16 protein-coding genes, 1 tRNA gene and 1 pseudogene are annotated in these 22,152 nt (G+C 34.6%); 11 read left to right on the forward strand and 7 right to left on the reverse strand.

All coding sequences use genetic code 11. The features are described from left to right. The first annotated feature begins 104 nt into the window (after positions 1 to 104). Positions 105 to 2,918, forward strand: a complete 2,814-nt coding sequence (gene uvrA, locus ABWU65_RS06405; RefSeq protein ID WP_019236961.1) for an excinuclease ABC subunit UvrA — start codon at positions 105 to 107, stop codon at positions 2,916 to 2,918. A gap of 51 nt (positions 2,919 to 2,969) precedes the next feature. Further along, positions 2,970 to 3,674, forward strand: a complete 705-nt coding sequence (locus ABWU65_RS06410) for a ComF family protein (protein WP_149168831.1) — start codon at positions 2,970 to 2,972, stop codon at positions 3,672 to 3,674. 114 nt (positions 3,675 to 3,788) lie between these two features. Here ABWU65_RS06410 and ABWU65_RS06415 read toward each other — a convergent pair. Then, a pseudogene (locus tag ABWU65_RS06415) lies at positions 3,789 to 4,070 on the reverse strand (transposase); the annotation flags it as partial. Between the two features lie 482 nt (positions 4,071 to 4,552). On the opposite strand from ABWU65_RS06415, the gene ABWU65_RS06420 reads away from it, so the two are divergent. The 8 genes from ABWU65_RS06420 (at position 4,553) to ABWU65_RS06455 (ending at position 16,654) form a co-directional block, all read left to right on the forward strand. Beyond that, on the forward strand, positions 4,553 to 5,710 hold the full coding sequence (locus tag ABWU65_RS06420) for an ankyrin repeat domain-containing protein (RefSeq protein WP_007302630.1): 1,158 nt from the start codon (positions 4,553 to 4,555) through the stop codon (positions 5,708 to 5,710). Between the two features lie 305 nt (positions 5,711 to 6,015). After that, on the forward strand, positions 6,016 to 7,353 hold the full coding sequence (locus ABWU65_RS06425; RefSeq protein WP_007302631.1) for an ATP-binding protein: 1,338 nt from the start codon (positions 6,016 to 6,018) through the stop codon (positions 7,351 to 7,353). Positions 7,354 to 7,847: 494 nt separating this feature from the next. Beyond that, a complete protein-coding gene (locus ABWU65_RS06430) occupies positions 7,848 to 11,045 on the forward strand; it encodes a glycoside hydrolase TIM-barrel-like domain-containing protein (RefSeq protein ID WP_353280481.1) in 3,198 nt (1,065 codons plus the stop codon). An 88-nt stretch (positions 11,046 to 11,133) separates the two neighbouring features. Further along, on the forward strand, positions 11,134 to 12,327 hold the full coding sequence (locus ABWU65_RS06435; RefSeq protein WP_353280482.1) for a hypothetical protein: 1,194 nt from the start codon (positions 11,134 to 11,136) through the stop codon (positions 12,325 to 12,327). Positions 12,328 to 12,473: 146 nt separating this feature from the next. After that, complete coding sequence (locus ABWU65_RS06440) at positions 12,474 to 13,337, forward strand: hypothetical protein (RefSeq protein WP_007302635.1); 864 nt, start codon at positions 12,474 to 12,476, stop codon at positions 13,335 to 13,337. 309 nt (positions 13,338 to 13,646) lie between these two features. Continuing rightward, a complete protein-coding gene (locus ABWU65_RS06445) occupies positions 13,647 to 14,795 on the forward strand; it encodes a hypothetical protein (RefSeq protein WP_264685484.1) in 1,149 nt (382 codons plus the stop codon). Between the two features lie 146 nt (positions 14,796 to 14,941). Then, entirely contained in the window at positions 14,942 to 15,706 is a 765-nt protein-coding gene (locus ABWU65_RS06450) for a hypothetical protein (protein WP_264685483.1), read from the forward strand. 120 nt (positions 15,707 to 15,826) lie between these two features. After that, positions 15,827 to 16,654, forward strand: a complete 828-nt coding sequence (locus tag ABWU65_RS06455; RefSeq protein WP_007302638.1) for a hypothetical protein — start codon at positions 15,827 to 15,829, stop codon at positions 16,652 to 16,654. Between the two features lie 369 nt (positions 16,655 to 17,023). Here the strand turns inward: ABWU65_RS06455 and lipA are convergent, their stop codons facing one another. From lipA to rpsD, 6 genes are all read right to left on the reverse strand, one after another. Further along, entirely contained in the window at positions 17,024 to 17,896 is an 873-nt protein-coding gene (lipA, locus tag ABWU65_RS06460) for a lipoyl synthase (protein ID WP_007302639.1), read from the reverse strand. Further along, on the reverse strand, positions 17,889 to 18,203 hold the full coding sequence (gene rpmB / locus ABWU65_RS06465) for a 50S ribosomal protein L28 (RefSeq protein ID WP_149168840.1): 315 nt from the start codon (positions 18,201 to 18,203) through the stop codon (positions 17,889 to 17,891). The genes lipA and rpmB overlap by 8 nt, the downstream gene beginning before the upstream one ends. 54 nt (positions 18,204 to 18,257) lie before the next feature. Beyond that, entirely contained in the window at positions 18,258 to 18,581 is a 324-nt protein-coding gene (locus ABWU65_RS06470; RefSeq protein WP_006012687.1) for a DUF721 domain-containing protein, read from the reverse strand. 246 nt (positions 18,582 to 18,827) lie between these two features. Continuing rightward, positions 18,828 to 19,022: a Fe-S cluster assembly protein IscX gene (gene iscX, locus ABWU65_RS06475; RefSeq protein WP_026097274.1), complete on the reverse strand. Its 195-nt coding sequence runs from the start codon at positions 19,020 to 19,022 to the stop codon at positions 18,828 to 18,830. A 20-nt stretch (positions 19,023 to 19,042) separates the two neighbouring features. After that, positions 19,043 to 19,129: transfer RNA gene (locus ABWU65_RS06480), tRNA-Leu, on the reverse strand. A 10-nt stretch (positions 19,130 to 19,139) separates the two neighbouring features. Further along, complete coding sequence (gene rpsD / locus ABWU65_RS06485) at positions 19,140 to 19,754, reverse strand: 30S ribosomal protein S4 (RefSeq protein ID WP_006012690.1); 615 nt, start codon at positions 19,752 to 19,754, stop codon at positions 19,140 to 19,142. A 113-nt stretch (positions 19,755 to 19,867) separates the two neighbouring features. Between rpsD and tkt the strand changes: the two genes are divergently transcribed. Continuing rightward, positions 19,868 to 21,796 carry a transketolase gene (gene tkt, locus ABWU65_RS06490; protein ID WP_052264739.1) on the forward strand — a complete coding sequence of 643 codons (1,929 nt, stop codon included), beginning with the start codon at positions 19,868 to 19,870 and terminating at the stop codon, positions 21,794 to 21,796. Positions 21,797 to 22,152: the final 356 nt, after the last annotated feature.

Raw genomic sequence — 22,152 nt, forward strand, 5'->3', positions numbered from 1 at the left:
CACTAGTTGTGCTACTTCGTTTTCCGTAATAGTTGAAAAAATTAGTAGAAAGTTGTTGTAAGTTTATGTATTTTGAGGCTGTAATGGTCAAAGGTACATGAAGTATGATCAGAGTTAAAGGTGCAAGAGAGCATAATTTGCAGGGTATTGATGTCAATATACCAAAAAATAAGTTAGTTGTTATAACTGGACTAAGTGGTTCTGGTAAGTCTAGCCTCGCATTCGATACGATTTATGCAGAAGGCCAACGCCGATACGTCGAAAGTCTATCGGCTTATGCACGTCAATTTCTTAATATTCAAGATAAACCTGACGTTGAATCGATCACAGGCCTCTCTCCTGCAATATCAATTAACCAAAAATCGATCTCAAAAAATCCAAGATCAACTGTTGGAACCGTTACTGAAATTTATGACTATCTACGCTTAATATATGCGCGAATAGGCATTCCTTACTCACCCGCAACTGGATTGCCAATAACGAAACAGACTGTATCTCAAATTGTAGATACTATTACAGCATTACCTTTAGAAACTAAAGTATATATAATTGCTCCTATTGTACGTGGTAGAAAGGGAGAGCATCTAAAAGAGATACTGGAAATTAAAAAGCAGGGTTACGTAAGACTAAAAATAAACGGTGAAATATGTGATATAGATGACTTGCCTAAGCTCGATAAAAACAAGAAACATGATATTTTTGTGATTGCAGATAGAGTGTCCATATCAGATGATATAGGAAATCGACTACCAAGCAGTATAGAATCAGCATTGAGACTTGCCCATGGCTTAATGTATGCAGAAATAGTTAACTTACCTGATAACCACAATTCCGAGTATAAAAATGGTCAAACTTTAACTTTCTCAGAGAATTTTGCATGTCCTGAGTCTGGCTTTACTCTTGAAGAAATAGAGCCAAGATTGTTTTCTTTTAACAGCCCCTACGGTGCATGCAGTTCATGCAATGGGCTCGGTAAAAAGCTAAGTGTTGATGCAAAGCTAATAGTGCCAGATGAAACGCTCTCGATATCTGAAGGTGCTTTAAAGCCAATTGGATCAATATTCCGTCAAGTGCATACAAACTATGGATTGCTAAAAAATGCAATTCTGTCACTGGCTGAAAATTGCAAATTTAGTCTTGATGTTCCGTGGAAGAATATAGACCAAAAAGTGAAGGATTTAATACTTTTTGGCTCTAGAGAAATGAAATTTCAAGGTTTGGTCAGTATCCTAGAACGCCAGATGGATTACGATGCATCACTTATTGATAGGTATTGTTCTGTTACTGACTGCAAAGAATGTGCTGGCTATAGATTGAGAAAAGAAGCACTTACAGTGAAAATTGATGAAAAACACATAGGTGAAATATCAGGGCTCAGCGTCGATGAATCCCTTGATTGGTTTGAAAATTTGCCAGACAAGCTCACAGAACAACATAAGCAAATTTCAAATAAAATATTAAACGAAATAATCAAAAGGCTGACATTTTTAAAGAATGTAGGGCTAAATTACCTTACACTTGACCGTGAATCTAGCACTCTCTCTGGTGGTGAAAGCCAGAGGATCAGGCTTGCTTCGCAAATTGGCTCTGGTTTAACAGGAGTGCTATACGTGCTTGACGAACCCTCAATTGGCCTTCATCAATGTGATAATGATCGATTAATTGCCACACTTAAAAATCTGAGAGACATGGGTAATACTGTGATTGTTGTTGAACATGATGAAGACACAATAATGGCTGCTGATTATGTGATTGATATTGGTCCTGGAGCTGGTGTAAACGGAGGAAAAGTTGTTGCAGAAGGAACACCAGATCAGTTACAAAAAAATTCAGAGAGCATAACAGGACAGTATTTAAGTGGAAAGAAGGAAATTTCAATTTCAAAAAGAAGAAAGCAAACAACTCAGTTCATAAAGGTAGTTAATGCTTGTGAGAACAACTTAAAAAATATAAATGTTGAATTTCCTATAGGGAATTTTATTTGTGTTACTGGAATATCAGGAGGAGGGAAATCAAGTTTAGTGATAGAAACATTATATAAATACTCAGCACACAAGATAAATCATTCATCTGCAAGGCATGGTCAATGCGACAAAATAGAAGGCCTTGAGTATATAGATAAAATTATAGAAGTTGATCAATCGCCAATTGGTAGGACCCCAGCATCAAATCCAGCAACATATGTTGGTATGTTTACTCACATCAGAAATTGGTTTGCAGGTCTCCCAGAATCGAAGGCACGAGGTTACAATATAGGCCGATTTTCATTTAATACCAGGGGAGGAAGATGTGAAGCTTGTAAAGGTGATGGGCATTTAAAGATCGAGATGCATTTCCTACCGGACGTTTATGTGAAATGTGAGCAATGTAGAGGACAGAGGTATAACCGAGAAACATTGGAAGTTACTTACAAGGGAAAATCAATTTCTGATGTGCTTGATATGACAATAGATCAAGCATGTGACTTTTTTGAAAATCTTCCAATGATAAAGGAAAAGTTGATTTCTTTACAGGAAGTAGGGCTTGGCTATATAACGCTTGGACAGTCGTCAACAACGTTGTCCGGGGGTGAAGCACAACGAATAAAGCTGTCTAAGGAACTATCAAAGCGATTTACCGGGAAAACATTGTATATTCTCGATGAGCCAACAACTGGGTTACATTTTGAAGATGTAAATAATTTACTGAAAATACTCCATAGGCTAGTTGATTTAGGAAATACTGTTATAGTTATTGAGCACAATTTACATGTTATAAAAACTGCTGATTACATAATAGATATTGGTCCAGAGGGTGGAGTAAAAGGTGGCGAAGTGGTTGCTGTAGGAACTCCAGAAAAAGTTGCACAGACTCCAAAAAGCGTTACAGGCAAGTATCTTAAAACATATTTATTGGATCAAGTATCGACTATTTCTTAATAATTAGGTTATGAGGAGCATTTTAAAAGGTATACCTAACATATTTAATTCATGAATCTTCTCTTATTAAAAAAAGCTACAGATCTCATATTTCCAAACGTATGCGTAAGTTGTGAACGTATAATTGATAAAAGTTATGATTTATGTAGTGAATGCAATAAAAAAATCAATTTTTTAACTAAGCATTACTGTAATGTTTGTGGTGTAGTAATTCCAGATAACATTGATACATGTGGTAAATGCATCAGTAACCCTTCACCATTTAAAGTATTAAGATCAGTTTTTGCTTATGATGAACATAGCAAAAATATGATTATAAATTTTAAATTTTTTGATAATTTAAATTATGTGAAAGTCTATGCAAAGTGGATGTACAAAGCTAACAAAGACATATTTCAAAATGCAGAGGTCATAGTTCCCATACCGCTACATAAAATACGCTTATTTAAACGTAAATATAATCAAGCAGCATTGCTCGCGAAGGAATTAAGTAAGTTATCTAATTTATCTTATACACCATTTGCAATAAAACGTATTCGTCACACCAAATCTCAAGCTGGTCTTTCACTTAAACAGCGTGAAAAAAATTTGAAAAATACTTTTAAAGTAAGTAACAGCGAAATTATCAAAAACAAAATCGTGATATTGGTTGATGATGTAGTAACAACTGGCGCAACCGCAAGGTCTTGCTCTCAGGAAATTTTAAACTCTGGTGCCAGAGAAGTGAGAGTGCTATCGCTTGCAAGAACTGTATGAAAATCAGCTTTAAGGTATAATTTTCATTTTTGAAAACTGTTTAGTGTCTTAGTACTAACTTGTGTATCATTCCTCTGAAAAAAAGTCTAGTTATAGTGTATACGGAGTCTATAATTATAGCTCTTTTTCTAATAGTTCGAATAGCTGAATATTCTTTCTGGCTAAATTTTTTATAACAAACCAATGGTTTGATTAAAATCAGGAGAATATGGAGGCAGATATATAACTTCAGCACCGACACTTTTAACAAAGTCACTTATTTTCTATGAAAAGTTGCATTATCCAAAATCACCCAGCAAAAAGCTTGAACTAGCTATTAAAAACGTCTGTATCGCAATAGCCTTCAAAAATCATAGGCGCCATAATTTTTCCCTTATTCAAAGCTGCAATCATATTTTTGAATACTCACTGCATTCAGAAAAAAATAGGTACATGCTAGTGTAATAGCACTGGATGTAATAATTGGAACAAGTAAAAAAGCCTCTATTAGTTTTCTTATAGAGCTGGCTGGTTTAATGCTGTTATTATTCAATGATGCAAAATAATTTTCACTAAGGTTGGCCATCCATTTTGCGCCAGATAAGACCCTCTCACTATTTTTTTAGATAAGTTGACTTGTATTTGCTTTCCCATGTTTATAATTATGCTAATAATAAATATGATAAGATCAGTATAAATTTTTTACTTCCGTGTTTTTTCTATTGTTGTTTATAATGACTATAGTTACATCACATATTTCTTTCAATTAAATGGATCAGTTATTTATTGCAAATCACTGACTTTTTTAATGGATTCTTTTTCTAAATAATTTCCAAAAATGTGTTTACTTTTGTTTGTAATTGTGTAGTAACTGCAACGTAAAGTTATAGGAGGTAAAGATGAATTTTGAAAATCTGAAAAAGATATTAAGTGCAATTGATAAAGATGCAAGTGTAAATAAAGATAACGTAATTAATAAAATAAAAGAGGTATTGCGAAGGGAAGATACAATAGCGTATCAAGAGTGGGAAAATAAAAATTTTAGTATAAATCATACATTCATCCAAAGTGATCCTGATGCCGAATTTACATTATTAATTGCAGCTGCAGCAGCTGGCTGTAAGGATTTAGTGAATGTTTTATTAGATAGGCATGCGGATGTTCATGTAGAAGATGAAAATAGAGAGACTGCTTTGCATCATGCCGTTTATAGTAGATGTGTAGGTGCAGTAAATGCTCTACTAAAAAAAGGTGCGGATGTTAATGTAAAAGACAGAAGTGGTAGTACTCCTTTGCATTATGCTACTATATATGAACTCATAGATGTAGTAAATGCTCTACTAAAGAGAGGTGCGGATGTTAATGTAAAAGACAGAAGTGGTAGTACTCCTTTGCATTATGCTACTATATATAAATTCATAGATGTAGTAAATGTTCTACTAAAAACAGGTGCAGATATTAATGTAAAAGACAGAAGTGGTAGTACTCCTTTGCATTATGCTACTTTAAGTAACCATGTAGAGGTAGTAGATGCTCTATTAGCTGAAGGCGCAAGTGTTCATGTAAAAGATGGAAATGGTAGTACTCCTTTGCATTATGCTGCTAAAAATGGCTATTTAGAGATAGTAGATGCTCTACTAGACAGAGGTGCAGATGTTTATGAAAAAGATAGTTTGCAGAAAACTCCTTTGTATTATGCCATTATAAATCACCAAGAAGATACGGTAGAGAGTATAAAAGGGTTTTTAAAAAATAAAGTAGTTCAAGGTAGTGTAGTTGTTGGTGGCTTAGTTGCCATGTTAGGGAATTTTGTAACATCGACGCTTTTTATAACCGAGACAATGGAAATTACATTAACGTCTGTTATGGTAGCAATAGCTGTATCTGCATCAACAGCATTAACATCTGGTTATGCTAAATATCTAATGTCAAAATTCGATAACGAAATAAAAGAAATAAAAGAGCGACAAGACGTAATGGAAGGGAGGCAAAGCTTAACAGAAGGGTGGCAAAATGTAGGTCTACAAAGCATACGTATACATAATGCTCTTTTGTAAATTTTTACTTCCGCACTTCTTTAGTGTTGCTTATAATAACTATAGATTTAGATCTTAATTAGAGGCTTTAATTACCTACTTTAAGTTATTGAATTTCTTATCATAGCATCTATCATTCCAGTACCCTGGAATGATAGAAAAAGAACACTGAATTAAAAATACAACATACCATCTTATATCTTAATACTGCATAATACCTCGATCATAGATTGATTAAGGATGCCTTAAGTTAGTCTTGCTTTACTATGAAAAGCTTGTACTCTTTAAATGTATTATTTATAAATTAACTGTTTATAAGCTAAAATATGTCTAGTAGAGCTAATATACCTTTTTTTATAGCTGGTGCTATTGCTTCTCTTACATTAATTACATCTGGAGTTTTTGCTGTAGCTCCTTACGTTGCATTTTTATCTTCAGTTGCAGCTTTAAATATAGCTCCCCCTGTTATTTTTATTTTATTTGCGCTTTCTGCAGTAGTAATTGTGTTTTCATATAAAATGATTAAACAAAGTAAAAAATCTCAAGAAAACTCGAAAGCTGAAGTCGAAGAGCCGAATAAAGGGTTAAGGAAAGAAGAAAATAAGCTAACTCCAATTAAAGAAGAATTAGAAGATGGAAAGGATAAAGAAAATAAATACGGGTTTAGTGGTCTAGAAGAAAAAGTTCATAGAATTTCAGAGAATTTTGTAACGAAAGATGAAGTGAATGGGTTAAAAAAAGAGGTTAGTGATCTTTCTGCAAGGTTAATTAATAGTCCTACAACAAAAAATGAAGTAGAAGCAAAGCTGAATATGGAATTTTACGCAAAAGGTGAAGCAAGAGGATGGAATACAACATTTGATAATATTATATTACCAAGTGACATAAAAGAAAAGTTGAGAGGAATTTGTGAGTCAAAAAGCGGAGGATATCTCTTGTACGGTCCACCAGGAACTGGTAAGACTAGTATTAGTAAGGCAATTGCAAATCAAACTAAATCTCTGTTTGCGTTTATGTCTGTTTCTGCGTCTTGCTTGTCTAGTCAAAGGAATATAGATCAAGTTTTTGAGAAAGCAGAGACAAACAGTCCTTGTATGATTTTTATAGATGAGATTGACGGAGTTGGTAAAAAGCGAACTGTTCATGAGGATGCAGGGCCTTTAACTTATTTACTCACTAAATTGGATAAAGAGTTTTTATCCTCAAAAAATATAACGGTAGTTGCTGCAACTAATCATAAGAATCATTTAGATCCTGCGCTTATTAGGGGTGGTCGTTTGGAGTGTATTGAGGTTCCTGGGCTGGATAAAGACGATACACGTCAAAAAATATTACAAGAACGGCTCGAAAAATTAAAAGATAGCGATATGAAAATTCTTGTACAGGCTAGTAAGGGATTCTCAATGGCAAATCTGATTTGCTTAATCGATAAAATAAGCGAAACTACAGAAAAGGAAGGCGAAATAAAATATCTTCGCACTTTCTGTAAAAATTTCAAGAAGGAGCATAACATAAAAGATGAGCCAGATAAGAAACATAGTAACGGGAAAACTAAAAACAAGGATATAAGGCTATCATCTGGAAGCTTATCTAGAAGTTCATCAGTAAGCTCTTCATTGAGTGATGTATCTTCTCGAGGAAGTAATCGGCAAATTGAGGAATAAGGAGAATTACTACATAGTCTGGGATGATGCCATGCAAGTCGAATCATGTCATTCCAGTGCTTGACAATAGTTTTTATCCAGAAGGGTCATTGAACTTCTAAAAGGGTGTCATTCCAGTACTGGAATCCAGGAATTTTTTGAGCACGCAAGTTATGCCAAGTTTTTTGTTGGTAAGAAAGGCTGGATCCCAGTACTGGGATGACAGGAAGAGGGCTACTCGGGTGACATCGAAGGGGCTACTTGCATGACAACAAAGGAGCTGCTTGCATAACTCAAATTCAAAGAAAAATCATTTAATGTCATTCCAGCGCGTGACGCTGAAATACAGAAATAAAGAACAATGGATCCCAGTACTGGGATGACAGGAAAAGGGCTACTCGCTTTTTTTCCTGGATACCAGTTGCATGACACTACTATACAGTAGGTCCCAATTTCATCCCAGTCTGGGATCTTCTTTCAAAAATTCAAAACAATCTATCAAAAAGGAGAATATTATGTCTACAATAATTTTATCATCAATTTTAAGTAAAGCGGGCAGTATTTTTGGTCCAATTGGCCAGATTGTCGGCTCAGGACTCGGTGCTCTGCTTGGTGCACAGCTTGATAATGCAATATTTGGTCTTGATGCCGACCAAAAGATAACGCATGGGGCGAGGCTGAAAAATCTGCAAGTTCAAACCTCAACTTATGGCAAAGCAATTCCAATTATCTATGGCACTGCTCGCGTTGCTGGAAACATTATTTGGTCACAGCCAATAAAAGAGGAGGCGATAACCACTCAAAATAAAACAGGAAGAGGTATAAATATTACATATAACTACTATGCAACACTCGCAATTGCAATTTGCAAGGGGAAAGTAGAAAAATTAAATAGAATCTGGGCGGGTACAAAATCGCTTAGCTTTGACCAAATAGATTATACTTTTTACCACGGTAGAGAAGACCAAAACCCTGATCCGTTTATGTTATCAATCGAAGGTGATATACCAGCTTACAGAGGGATATCTTACATAGTCATCAAAAATTTTCCTTTGGCAGACTATAGTAATCGTGTTCCGGTGTTTACATTTGAAGTGCAAACTGCACTGAAGCTCAGTGGATTCTCAGTAGCAGAAAACATTAAAAATATCAATATCATACCAGGTTCAGGGGAGTTTGTGTATGATACGAAAATACAGAAGAAAATTGCACGAGAAAAAATAAGCAGTAGTCAATATATTCCCTATGGACCGGCACAAAGAGTAAATCACAATAATCACACAAAAAAGAGCGATTCTATGCTTTCTTTGGACCAATTGAAGGAAAGTTTACCAAATGTTGAATGGGCATCGGTAGTGGTTAATTGGTTTGCAAGCAGTTTGAATATCAAAGATTGTAAAATATATCCTGCAGTTGAATTTCAAGACGATTCTGCTATAGTGCCTGATGATTGGCAAGTAGGAAATATAACCAGAGATAATGCCCAGCTTATTTCAAAGGATGATAATGGTAATCCAAGATATGGCGGTACGGTTAGTGATGCAGCACTAATAAGATATATAGAAGAGCTGCATAGCAGAGGTTATAAGGTAATGCTCTACCCAATGTTCTTGCTTGACACAAAAAACAAAGAGTGGCGAGGAAAATTGGGCGGTACTCCTCAGGATATAAGTGATTTTTTTGAGAATCGGTATAGCAAATTCATAGGGCATTACACGAGCATTGCCAAACAAACTAAAGTGGAAGGGTTTATCATCGGATCTGAATTTGCGCAGCTCACCAGAGTAAAAGATGTAGAGGGTAACTATCCCGCAGTAGCAGAGCTAGTTAAAGTTGCAAAGCAAGTAAAGCTTCAGCTTGGAAAAGAAGTAAACGTAACTTACGCTGCCGATTGGAGTGAGTATCATTCATATGATGGTTGGTATAATATGGATGAACTATGGTCTTCAGAGTTTATCGATGTTGTTGGCATCGATGCTTATTTTCCACTCACCGATGGCGAAGAACCTCCTTTTGGCTATTCCGCGGAAGATGTAGCGGGTGGTTGGAGCAGTGGGGTAGGGTATGATTATTTTTACGATTACTCAAAAAGTGATCCTGAGAAAATAAAGTATAATGACAGCGAATATGCGTGGAAAAATATCGAGAAATGGTGGAGTGAAGTTCATGTAAATCCAGGTGGTAGTAAAACAAAATGGCAACCAAAAATGAAGAAAATATGGTTTACCGAATATGGATTTCCCAGTATGAACGGCTGCACTAATGAGCCCAATGTGTTTGTTGATAAAGGTAGTATAGAGAGTAAATATCCACGATACTCAAACGGAGAGGTGAGCTTTCTTTCGCAGAAAACTGCAATCGAAGGAACATTAAAAAAGTGGCAAAGCTCAGAAATGGTGGAGAAAATGTTCCTCTGGGCGTGGGATGCAAGGCCATTTCCTTATTTCCCCAATTTATGTGACATGTGGGCTGACTGCCATAACTGGCAGACCGGGCACTGGATTCAGGGAAAAATTTCACAACTTAATGTTTCCGATGTTTTGTCTGATCTGTTGCAAAAGGTAGGTCTCAAAGGCGATCAGTTTGATACAAGTGATGTTAAAGGATTACTATCTGGGTATGTAATAAATGATCAGCAACCCGTACGCTCAATTATTAAAATGCTACGAAGGTGCTATTTTTTTGATGTGGTTGAACAGAACTCAAAACTGAAATTTATTCAAAAGGGCAGGGGAGTGAAAACTGAAATACCAATTGGCGAGATGGTTACCAATAACGTTGCAAAACTTGTTAATATTAGTCAGCTAGATTTAAATAGTAAAGTCAATGTTGTCTATTTTAACCGCAATTTTGGCTATCCAATTGATGTGAAATATGCTGAACTGCCAAAGCAGGGCAATGCTGCAACAGTTGAAATACCTCTCATTATGGAGGAAGGGGAGGCGCAAAATATAGCTGAAGTTTTACTTTATTCTTCGTGGCAAGAGAGAAATGTATACAACTTTAAGCTCCCGATAAAATATGCATGGCTTTTACCAAGTGATGTCATAGCAATTTCAGATGGCGAGAAAAGACATACGATGAGAATTATAAAAACAAAGTTTGAAAGCATGTCCATTCAAGTAATGGGAGTTGGTTATGATCCCTCTATATACAAGCTCTCCTTTCCTTCAACAAGATCACTTATGCTTAAAGAATATCCTCCTTCTCACATCAGTAAATCTATCGTAGAAATGATAGATTTACCGTATATTAAAGATAATATCGCAAGCTTTACTTTAATTAGTGAAGAGGAAAGTTGGAAAGGAGCAACACTTTTTATTTCGTATGATGATAAAGATTATAAGCCTATCGCAAGTGCAAATATACAATCTACTTACGGATATGTAATCGAATTTACCGATGAGGGAATTACAGTAGTACTGCGTTTTGGTAAGATAGACGTCATGAGTCCAACTGTGTTAGCGCTGGTTGGAAAAGAGGTAATAAAATTCGAAAGAGCAAAGATCATAGGTAAGAATAAATATCAGCTTATCGACCTAATTAGAGGCCAAGAGGGTACTAAGAAATATGAACACACCTCAGGTGAAAAATTTATTCTACTTGATGATTCAATAATTTCTTTTGAAGTGCAAAAAGGGAGAAAGTTTTATCTTAAGGCAGTCACTTACGGTGATTCATTAGATAATACGGAAACAAAAATTGTAAACTGAGAGAGCGTAAGTGAAATCTTAATGTCTACTTGCATTTTATTAAAAAATCCACTATATTATAAACATAGCAATATAGTAAGGTAAAATAATGATCGGTAATGTAAAAAAATTATCAAATAAAGCGCCAATAATACTAACATGGGTGCCAAGAGTGCATGGTGCATCTTTACCAGATGGTAAAAATAGTAGATTGAATTATTTAGATATAATCAAGAATCATAAACTAAAGAATGAAGAGGAGAGGGATATATATCTGATTATCAACGGCCCAGGGTTTAAGCAAAGCCAAATAGATAATTTAAAGCGTGAACTGAAAGGAATTGAAGGAGTACATGTTATAGACTTGCATCAATATGACTGGAGTGAAATAGACACAGGATGGAAAATAGATGGTAAAGACATTAGCATAAAGGATTTCTTTAAGAATATGTATAATATGTCAGAGGAGCAAAGAACATATTTTGCTGTTGAAATAGATACTTTTAGATTAGTTGCTCTGGCACTCTTAAAGCAGTTTACAGGACACGAAGGTGGGATATATATAGATTTTGATTCTTTAAAAGCCATTGACTCTCATATAGGGAAGGATATAACAATCCCTGAAGGAATTTTATTAGGAAATGTTATAGCAGGTTTTCTTGATCAAGAAGGGAACATGAACTACAAAAGTGCGGTAGATATAAAGAACTCAAATCATTATGACGAATATAAAAATCTAATAATTTGTACAAATAATGATTGCATTGTGATAAATAATTCAAGTATAGCAGTTAACATTTTGTCTGATTATAAAGATAGAATACTGAGCCAAAAAGAAGCTTGTAATGAGGTTAAAAAGCGCTTATCTCTAGCTTTAGAACAAGAAGAAGAACTTGCTAAAGGAGCTTCCTTATTAACAAAAGATGAAGAACTCAAAAATGAAATAATTAAACAAGTAAAAGAAAAAATTAAAAAATGCGTTTCAGACTTTGAAAGCAATGGAATACAAGAGCTATATAATATCGAAAACTTTCAGTATATTAACACCGGGCTTGGTGAATTTAGCTTAAATTCTGCTCAAATGAGTACAGGACGAGTTCTTATTGTTCAATTATGTGATGGCGAAAAAGTGAGCAAATGTCCATCATTTTCTTTTAATTGTAATAATGGTAATTATGTTTTTAAGCAAGAGAGCGACCTATCCTGGATGAAGGGAAAAGATCTATACCGTGAACGAGTAGATAATAAGCTGGAAGGAGCAGAAGTAGACAGGGTAGCAATGGGAGAGCTATCACTTATATAGCATTGATTAAAGAACTTTCTATTTCAAGAATAGAAAGTTCTTTAAAGCAGAGACTGAAAACTTTACGGAGCAAAAGTTCTTACAGTTGACAATTAACGCAGTATATGTTAATATTATATACATATAAAGTAATTATAAAGCTTATTATGTCAAGGAAAATAGTTAATACATTAAAATCTCAAGTAAAAGAGCTCAAATATGCTGATTTAGGAGCTAAAGGATTAAGCTCAAGTGGTTGGTATGACATTTACTCTGGCAATGTAACATATAAAGATCTCAATAGATGCAGTGATATCACTATTAATGGACAAAAAGTAACTAATGATTTTATCAATACACTATTCTCAGATAATAGGGGTATGATTTTAGAAGGTGAAAATGGACAGAACAACTATCGTCCATTTCTCAAACGAGTTTTTATAGAAATGTTCGAACATGTTGGTGCAGCAACTCCCAATAACTCTATTATTGAAGAGTTGATAACTAACTATAATCAGGCAGGATATTCTAGTTGTTTGTGTTATCAGCAGCAGAGTGCTCTTAATCCGTTTGATTTGTTGATACTAGGTAATGAAAGAGAACAAACAATTGGTATGGATTGTGATAAACCTGATTGTTTAAAGTTCAGTTTTAGTCAAAGAACTAAATGTGTCTTTGATAATGGTCTGATTATAAAATGCAATTTATCCTGTTCAGCAGAGTTTAAACTAAAATGTAAGGATGGAAATGTGACATATGAAGATGGTAAAGTGTTGCTTACAATCCCTAAAGAGTTAAAAGACTACAAAGCTGGCGATGACAGTCTGCTTGATAAGCTTACTGATATTATTAATAAGCTTGTTGAATACTTTAAAAAGCTCTGCGAGAAATTGGGCTTTAAGTTTGATACAAGGATAGAGTATGATTCTGAGCATAATATAAACATAGAGCACAACCTTGGCAAGCCACTGAAGGTGATAGATGAGCCAGATGTATATGCCGTCAATGGCTTGAAGCGCAAAGCACAATAAAAGTATTTGTTTAGGGGAATGAGGACTCCCTTTATTGTTATTCAAGTAGCTAACACTGGGGTCCAGAGCAGGCAATAAGAACTGGTCACGTGCTGGAATGACAAGGAAGAAAGTGCTGGTTTGAAATTAAATTTTCTGGATTTTAGTGTCACAAATTGACCCTATAGTTTTCTTTTCTCGTCTAACTGATTCTATCACTCTGCTGAACGGATGCCAATAAAATTGTCTTCTTTTAAAAGAATGTGAAAGCAATTGGTTGAATTTTTTTACTAATGTTTTATTATGCCGTGAATGTTGTGAGGTAAAACAATGATCGGTAATATAAAAAAATTATCAAATAAAGCACCAATAATACTAACTTGGGTGCCAAGAGTATATGGTGCGTCTCTACTGAATGGTAAGAATAGTGATCTTAGTTACTTAGATATAATCAAAAATCATAAATTAACAAATGAAGAGGAGAGGGACATATATCTGGTTATAAATGGTCCTGGATTTGAAGAAAATCAAATAGATGATTTAAAGCGTGAACTGAAAGGAATGGAAGGAGTGCATGTTGTAGATTTACACCAATACGACTGGAGCGAAATAGATACAGGATGGAAGGTAGATGGTGAAGACATTAGCATAAAGGATTTCTTTAAGAATATGTATAATATGTCAGAGGAGCAAAGGATGTATTTTGCTGTTGAAATAGATACCTTTAGATTGATTGCTCTTGCTCTTTCAGAAAAAATGACAGGAGAGAAAGGTGCAATATATATAGACTTTGATTCTTTAAAAGCCATTGACACTCATATAGGAAAAGACATAACGATTTCTAAGGGAATTTTGTTAGGGCAAGTTACTGTACATGTTAATCAAGAGAGCGGCAAAATTATTAAAACGGATTTAAATAATGACTTGATTGCAGTAAGTTGTCCAAGTATAGCGATTAATATTTTAGCTCAATATAAAAGAGAAATACTGAGTCAAGAAAAAATGTGCTATGAGTTGGCAGAACGTTTATCTCGGTTTATGCAAAGAGAAGAATCACAATTTTTTACCGCATGTAAAAGATTGGAAGAAGAACAGCTGTGGGATTATGAGACGAAGAGATTAGTGAGAGTTATTAAATACGGATTAAAGAAGATAGAGTGTACAATAGGTGATCTCAAAAATGGTGAGATAAGAAAATTATATGAGCCACGGGTGTTAAGGTATATGCAACATCCTGAAGTAAGTATGAATTTGGGTCAATTTTATACTGTAGAAGTAATTCGTAGTGAATTAATTGGTCAAGACGAAAGTAAACTGAAGCTGTTTTGCTTCGAAGAGGACAATGGCAATTACGTTTATATAATAGATAGTGATCTATCTTGGGCGAGAAGAGAAAACTTATACCATAAGCAGGTAAAAAGTGAGTTAGAAAAAGTACAAGTAGATCAGATGGAATTGGAAGATCTATCGTTAAAGTAATCAAGTGCAAACCCGCAAGAAACTCAAGTTACAGTTCATAGTCTATATTAGTTAAAAATTAATGATTTATATCTATTATAGTATATATGTCAAAAAAAGTGATTAATGAGCTGAAAGATAAGGCGAGGTAGAGGAGATATGCTGATTTGAAGTCTACAGAAAGTTCTGATTATAGAACATATAAGGATTTAGATATGGACTTCAATAGTGAATATGAATTTGTTTGTGACCTTGTTATTAATGGGAAGGCAATAACTAATGATCTCATTAAAAATTTATATTTAAAACATGAAAATCTCATTACAGAAGATAAGGACAAAAAAGGGAGTTATCGTCTGTTTCTTAAGCAAATCTTCACGGAAATATTTGTACACGCCGGTGCAGCAGTTCCAAATGACTCTATTATGGAAGAATTGATAACTTATTATAACAGGTCTGGGTACAAGCAATTCTTTTCTTCTCAAAGTCAAGCACTTCGTTCTTTTGGATTGTGCATGTATTCATTCCACTATTTAATTCCTTCTTACAGAGAAAGGACCTATATAAGTTGTGAAGATCCAAATTATCTGAAGTTCAGTTTTAGCGTAAATGATGGTATATATAACGGTAATAAAATTTTAGTATGTGATTTACAAAACTCAGTGGAGTTTAAACTAAAATGTGAAGGTGAAAATGTGATATATGAAGAAGGTAAGGTTTCTCTCACTATTCCTAAGGAGCTGAAAAATTACAAAGCAAATGATAAGAATTTGTTTGACGTTATTATTGAGTATTTTCAGAAATTTTGCGAAAAATTTGGATTTCACTTTTTTGAGGAAAATTTTGAGTATAATCTGGATAAGCCACTTGGAGTATTAAGTGATATAAATACAACCAAAGACAAGAATCTAAACTTGAAGAATTTAAAATAAGATATTGAAATCTCCGCTTTTTTTAATAAGGTGAGTATAATAAAAAGTAAATCAAGTTTTACAGAAAACCTTTACTTATGATGAAAAGTACGTAATACGTATATAATATAAGATTGTGATATGTCAAAAAAAATAGTTAACGCATTGAAATCTGAAGTAAAAAAGCTCAAGTATTCTGATTTAAAATCTATACCAATGAAATCAGGTGGTTGGAGTAGCATAAACTCTGGTTACAACACATATATTGACCTTGATAGATCACACAACCTTACTATCAACAAACAAAAAATAACCAATGAGCTTATCGAGGAGCTATATTCAAAACATAAAGATCTCATTTTAGGGAATGAAAAAGGGAAAAGAAACTATTGTTTGTTTCTTAAAGTAGTCTTTATGGAAATGTTTATACGTGTTGGTGCAACAGTTCCAAATGACTCTATTATAGAAGAATTGATAACTAGTTATCATCAAGAAGGATATAATCATTTTTTGTTTCTGCATTTATTAAAGGCTCTTTTTCCACTTGGCTTGCTTGTGTTAGATTCTGATATAATAATAACTTATAGTATGGATTGCCATAGTTCCAATTGTCTAAAACTCAGTTTTAGCATGGAATGTATAAGGGTACTTAGCAGTGATCTTGCTAGTGATATCAAAACACCAGGTTTTTACAGTTCAGTAGAATTTAAACTGAACTGTAAGGGTAGAAATGTAACATATGAAGATGGTAAAGTGTCTCTTATTATTCCGAAAGAGCTGAAAAATTATAAAGCAAGTGGTAGAAGTTTGTGTGACATTACTATTGAGTATTTTCAAGAATTTTTTGGAAATTTGGGATTTAAATTTGAGACAAAAGTGGAACATAGTCTAGGGGAGCCACTGAAGGTGTTAAATGATGTAAGTGTGCTTTGCTCTCAGTTAGAATGTATCCGTTCAGCAGAGTGGTAAAATAAATTAGACGAAACTAATAAGTGGGTATCATGAAAATCCAGTCTTTTCATGCAAAAAAAAATGATGTCATTCCAGCGCGTGACCAGTTCTGATTGACTAATCAGTCTTCTGGATCCCAGTATCAAGTACTGGGATGACAAGAGTAAAGAGGAAACTGGGATGACATTATGAAGGCCTAGCAATTTATGACGGTGTCATTCCAGCGCGTGACCAGTTCTGATTGCCTGGTCAGTCCTCTTGGTTTCAGTGTTAGGCTACTCGAATAACAGGTGTTACTGAAATAACACCGATGGGCTACTGGAAGGATAAGAGGCTACTTGAATGAAAAGAAAGGGAGTGCACATTTCTTTGAACAGATAGGTTAAATTAGGTTGAAGTTTTAGCAGCAGCAAGTCTGTTAAAATCTTCTTCAGCGTGGTACGATGACCGCGTTAATGGGCTTGATGCAACTACCAAGAAGCCTTTAGAATAAGCAATATATTTATAATGCTCAAACTCTTCTGGAGTAACATATCTATCAATTTTTGCATGCTTTGGAGTTGGTTGCAGATATTGACCAATTGTAATGAAATCAACTTCGGCGCTACGTAAATCATCCATAACCTGAAAGATTTCTTCTTTTGTTTCTCCAAGACCAACCATAAGCCCTGACTTCGTGAAAAGTTTAGGATTAATCTGTTTCACCATCTTTAGCAAATATAGTGAATGAAAATAACGAGCTCTTGGTCTTATTTTTGCATACAGCCTTGGTACTGTTTCGATGTTGTGGTTATAAACATCAGGTGATGCAATAGCTATTGCTTCAAATGCTCCTTTCTTATTTAAAAAATCAGGAGTGAGAATCTCTATTGTTGTTTCCGAAGTTATCTTTCTAATTTCTTCTATACACCTTATAAACTGATTTGCACCACCATCTGATAAATCGTCACGGTCAACAGAGGTAATGACAACGTGCTTTAAATTTAACTTTTTTATTGCTTTTGCTAAATTTTCTGGTTCATGAGGATCGAGCTTATCAGGAATGCCAGTTGCAACGTTGCAAAACGCACAAGCACGAGTACAAACAGAACCGAGAATCATCACAGTAGCATGACGTTTATTCCAACATTCACCAATATTTGGACACGCAGCTTCTTCGCATACTGTATGTAAGTTATGTAGCTTAACAGTATTTAAGGTTTCATTGAATACTTTACCAGCTGGAGCTTTTGCTCTGAGCCATGTAGGCTTACTATGCATTTGAAACAGCTAGCTCTACCTCTTGTTTTGCTAAAACTTTCTTTAATCTTCTTTTTATCTTTTGCGCTTCTTTACTTAGTTTAATTGTTTTTGTGTTGAGCAAGAAAGCATCAAGATCACCTTTGTAATCTATAGTTCTTAAAGTTCTTGTCGCTATACGAAAGCTAAACTTTTTTTCTAATATATTACTCGTTAATGTAACTTTATGTAAATTTAAGAGAAAGGTACGCTTTGTTTTACGATTTGAGTGCGATACCTTATTACCAAAAGACTTTTTTCTATTTGTTAATTCACAAATTCTACTCACTTCAATATACCAATTTATCCTATGTAACTAGGTTAACCTTATATAGTTAAATAGTCAACTCCCTTGCTTGATTTTTATACCGTATACTGCTTTATAGCCAAAAAACACTGTAATTTTTTCTATTACAAGAGAAACCATATGCTGCATTTCTAATGCTTTACTGCCATTTGTTACTAACAGATGCAGAACACCAGAATTTACGTTTTGTGCGTATGAGATCTTTTGTGGTTTTGTACATTCTGCTAATTCCTCTCCAACTATACTTTTCCAGTTTAAAATAAGACGTATTTCATTTTTGCTGATCTTATTTTTCATGCATTTTAATGCATAGTTTTCTATTATAGATTTTAATTTCTTTGGCCCGCTATATTTAAACATCTTTCCAGTGCTTAAAATTAAATTATATTACAACTTTCTGATACAAAAAACTAACTTATTGTTTTCATGATCCTCGGCCTCACACATAAAAAGCAGTATTTGTATATTTTTGCCTAACTTGTAATCATTTTTAATTGTAATTTATTAAATTATTATGAAGCTAATTAAAATTCGAGTAAAGTATAGTATTTCCAAGAAGATTATCTTTTTACTGTATGCAGTAATTTTCTTATAGCTATCTGTTTTTTAAGATCTTTCTGCAATCCAAGCTGCTTGAATGGCCTCTAATATTTTTTCATTACAATACTTTTCATCATCATCAAACTCCTTCAAACCCAAGATCTTTTTCTTAAGTTCAGTGAATCTAATACTAATTATATCCTTATTGGGAAACTTCTCTTCTAGAGCTTCTGCAATATCTTCTATATCAAGCCATTTCATACTTTTTTGATAAATTAAACTGGTGCCCATGGGGAGACTTGAACTCCCAAGGTCGCAAAACCCACGGATTTTAAGTCCGCTGCGTCTACCGATTCCGCCACACGGGCCTTATGTTGTTTATCTAGAGTAAAATTCTACTACTAAATTGACTTCCATGTCTGCTGAATAGGGGACTTCGGAATATTGAGGCGCTCTCAAATACTTCACTGAAAGTGCTTTGCTATCTGCCTCTAAATAATCTGGAGCCTTACGTTCTTGTTTTTGTTCAGCCTCTATTAATATAGGAATTTTTGCTGCTCTTTCCCTTATTTTTACTATATCACCAGGCTTCACTCTATAACTTGATATGTTAACCACCTTATCATTAACTGTAACATGTTTATGAGATATAAGCTGTTTTGCCGAGTAAATTGTTGGCACAAAACCAGAGTGATATAAAACAGAACTTAACCTTGATTCCAAGGCACCAATAAAATTATCAGCCGTATAACCTTTTCTTTTGTAAGCATCTAAAAATGTACGTCTAAGCTGCTTACTTGAAATTGCATAGTAGAACTTAAATTTTTTATGTGCAGCAAACTGCTTACCAAAATCAGATAACTTCTTAAATCCAAGAATACCATGCTGACCTGGAGGGTATTTTCTTTTATTGACCGAATCTTTTGCTCTACCCCATAAGTTTACACCAAGCCTGCGACTGATTCTATACTTTCTATTGATAACAGTTGTCATACAAAAATTCTCACAATCTAACTATAAATTATTAATGATTTTAACATTAAGTGTCAACTTGTTTTTGCCACTATGATATAGTATACTTCACTTTTAAGTTTTCCTATTAATACATGAATCATCTACTACTAAAATCCATGGCAAATGCTGTCCGCTTTTTATCAATTGATGCAGTACAAAAAGCAAATTCTGGACATCCAGGTATGCCACTTGGCATGGCAGATGTTGCCACTGTATTATTTGCTAAATACCTAAACCATAACCCTGATGATTCTCAATGGATCAGTAGAGATCGTTTCGTCCTATCAAATGGTCACGGTTCAATGTTGCAATACTCTATATTATATCTGACAGGCTACATTAGTATAGATGAACTAAAAAACTTCAGGCAACTTACATCAAAAACTCCAGGTCACCCAGAATTTGGCTTAACTTCTGGTATAGAAGCAACAACAGGCCCGCTTGGTCAAGGATTTGCCACTGCTGTTGGCATGGCACTTGCTGAATCGATTCTTGAAAAGCAGTTTGAAATCAGTCACTACACTTATGTAATGCTAGGAGATGGCTGTCTTATGGAAGGTATAAGCCATGAAGCAGCGTCCCTTGCTGGGCATCTTAAATTAAATAAGCTGATAGCACTTTTTGACGACAATGACATCTCTATAGACGGCTCTACTAGCCTCTCTTGTTCTGATGATGTAGAAAAGCGTTTTTCAGCGTATGGATGGAATGTTGACAAAATCGATGGGCATGATTTTGATTCCATATCCCTTGCAATAGAACAGGCACAAAAGTCTGATAAACCTACACTAATCTGTTGCAAAACTATTATCGGAAAATTTTCGAGCCGTGCTGGCACATCTTCTGCTCATAGTGGTACCTTTACAGAGGAAGATGTAAAACAGATGAGAGAAAAATTAAATTGGGACTATGAACCATTTCATGTACCAGAAGATGTGAGAAACGCTTGGATAGAAACAGTTAAGAGGGCAAAGCAAAACTATACATCCTTGATCAATGAAGAACTACAAAGAAGACTTGAGAAACGTTTGCCAGACAATATCGAAAATGACTTAGCTAACCTGAAGAAACAAATATGTGAGCTAATGCCAAAAGAAGCGACTAGGTCTTCTTTCGGCAGAGTAATGGAACTATTGACTAAGTCTATGCCAGAACTAATTGGTGGCTCTGCTGATCTTACCGGTTCAAATTGTACTAAATATAAGCACATGCAGGCAATAGATAGTAATAATTATAGTGGCTCTTATGTACACTATGGAGTGAGAGAGCACGCTATGGCAGATTGTATGAATGGTATGGCTCTTCATGGTGGAATTATTCCTTATGGTGGAACTTTTTTAGTATTTTCCGATTACTGCCGCCCTGCTATACGTCTTTCAGCTTTGATGAAACAGCAGGTTATATATGTAATGACTCATGACTCAATTGGAGTAGGGGAGGATGGTCCAACTCACCAGCCAATAGAGCATTTAGCTTCTCTGAGAGCTATACCAAATCTGTATGTTTTTAGGCCAGCAGATGCAATTGAAACTTTGGAGTGCATTAGCATTGCATTGGAAAAAAAAGAATCTCCATCGTTATTTGCACTTTCAAGGCAAAATATTAATTACATGCACTCTTATACTGACCAATTGGCCAACCTATCAAAATTTGGTGCATATATACTATGCGAATATTCAGGGAAGCTAGAAGTGACGATATTTGCTACCGGATCTGAAGTTGAAATTGCAGTTGAGGCAAGAGAAAAATTACAGGAAAAAGGTGTAGGTACAAGGGTCATTTCTATGCCGTGTTGGAGGCTTTTTGACGAGCAAAGTGATGAATATAAAGGGGCAATATTAAATAATGACAGCATTAAAGTTGCAATTGAGGCTGGAAGTGAAATGGGTTGGCATAAATATGTAGGCTCAAACGGTATATTTATTGGCATGAAAAATTTTGGAGAATCAGCACCTTATGAAGCTCTTTATAAGCATTTTAATATTAGCGCTGATTATGTAGTAAAATGTGTTTGTGAATAACACTTTTTGTCATTACGCTGCGCATAAAATTACTTAATGAACTCAGCCAGTACCGTTATTATGATATATATAACAATTTTACAAAAATAATATCATAGAATTCAAGAATTGCTACGTGCTAAAAAAAGCAAAATGCTGTTTATAAGAATAAATGGCAAACACTCAACCAATTTCTATTTGTAAATCAGGTGAAGTCAAACCTATAAAAAATTTGGGAGTGTTCATACGCGTCAAGAAAGGTGGTTTTTTTAAAAATATCTTAAATTTTTGATCAAAAACTACCTCACTCTACACTTCCGCCATTTTCTTCAATTTAAGCTACAGCACCAGCAAGGACTTTTTAACTTGCCAAACAG

The sequence above is a fragment of the Wolbachia endosymbiont (group B) of Silvanus unidentatus genome (assembly GCF_964028615.1).
Taxonomy (GTDB): Bacteria; Pseudomonadota; Alphaproteobacteria; order Rickettsiales; family Anaplasmataceae; genus Wolbachia.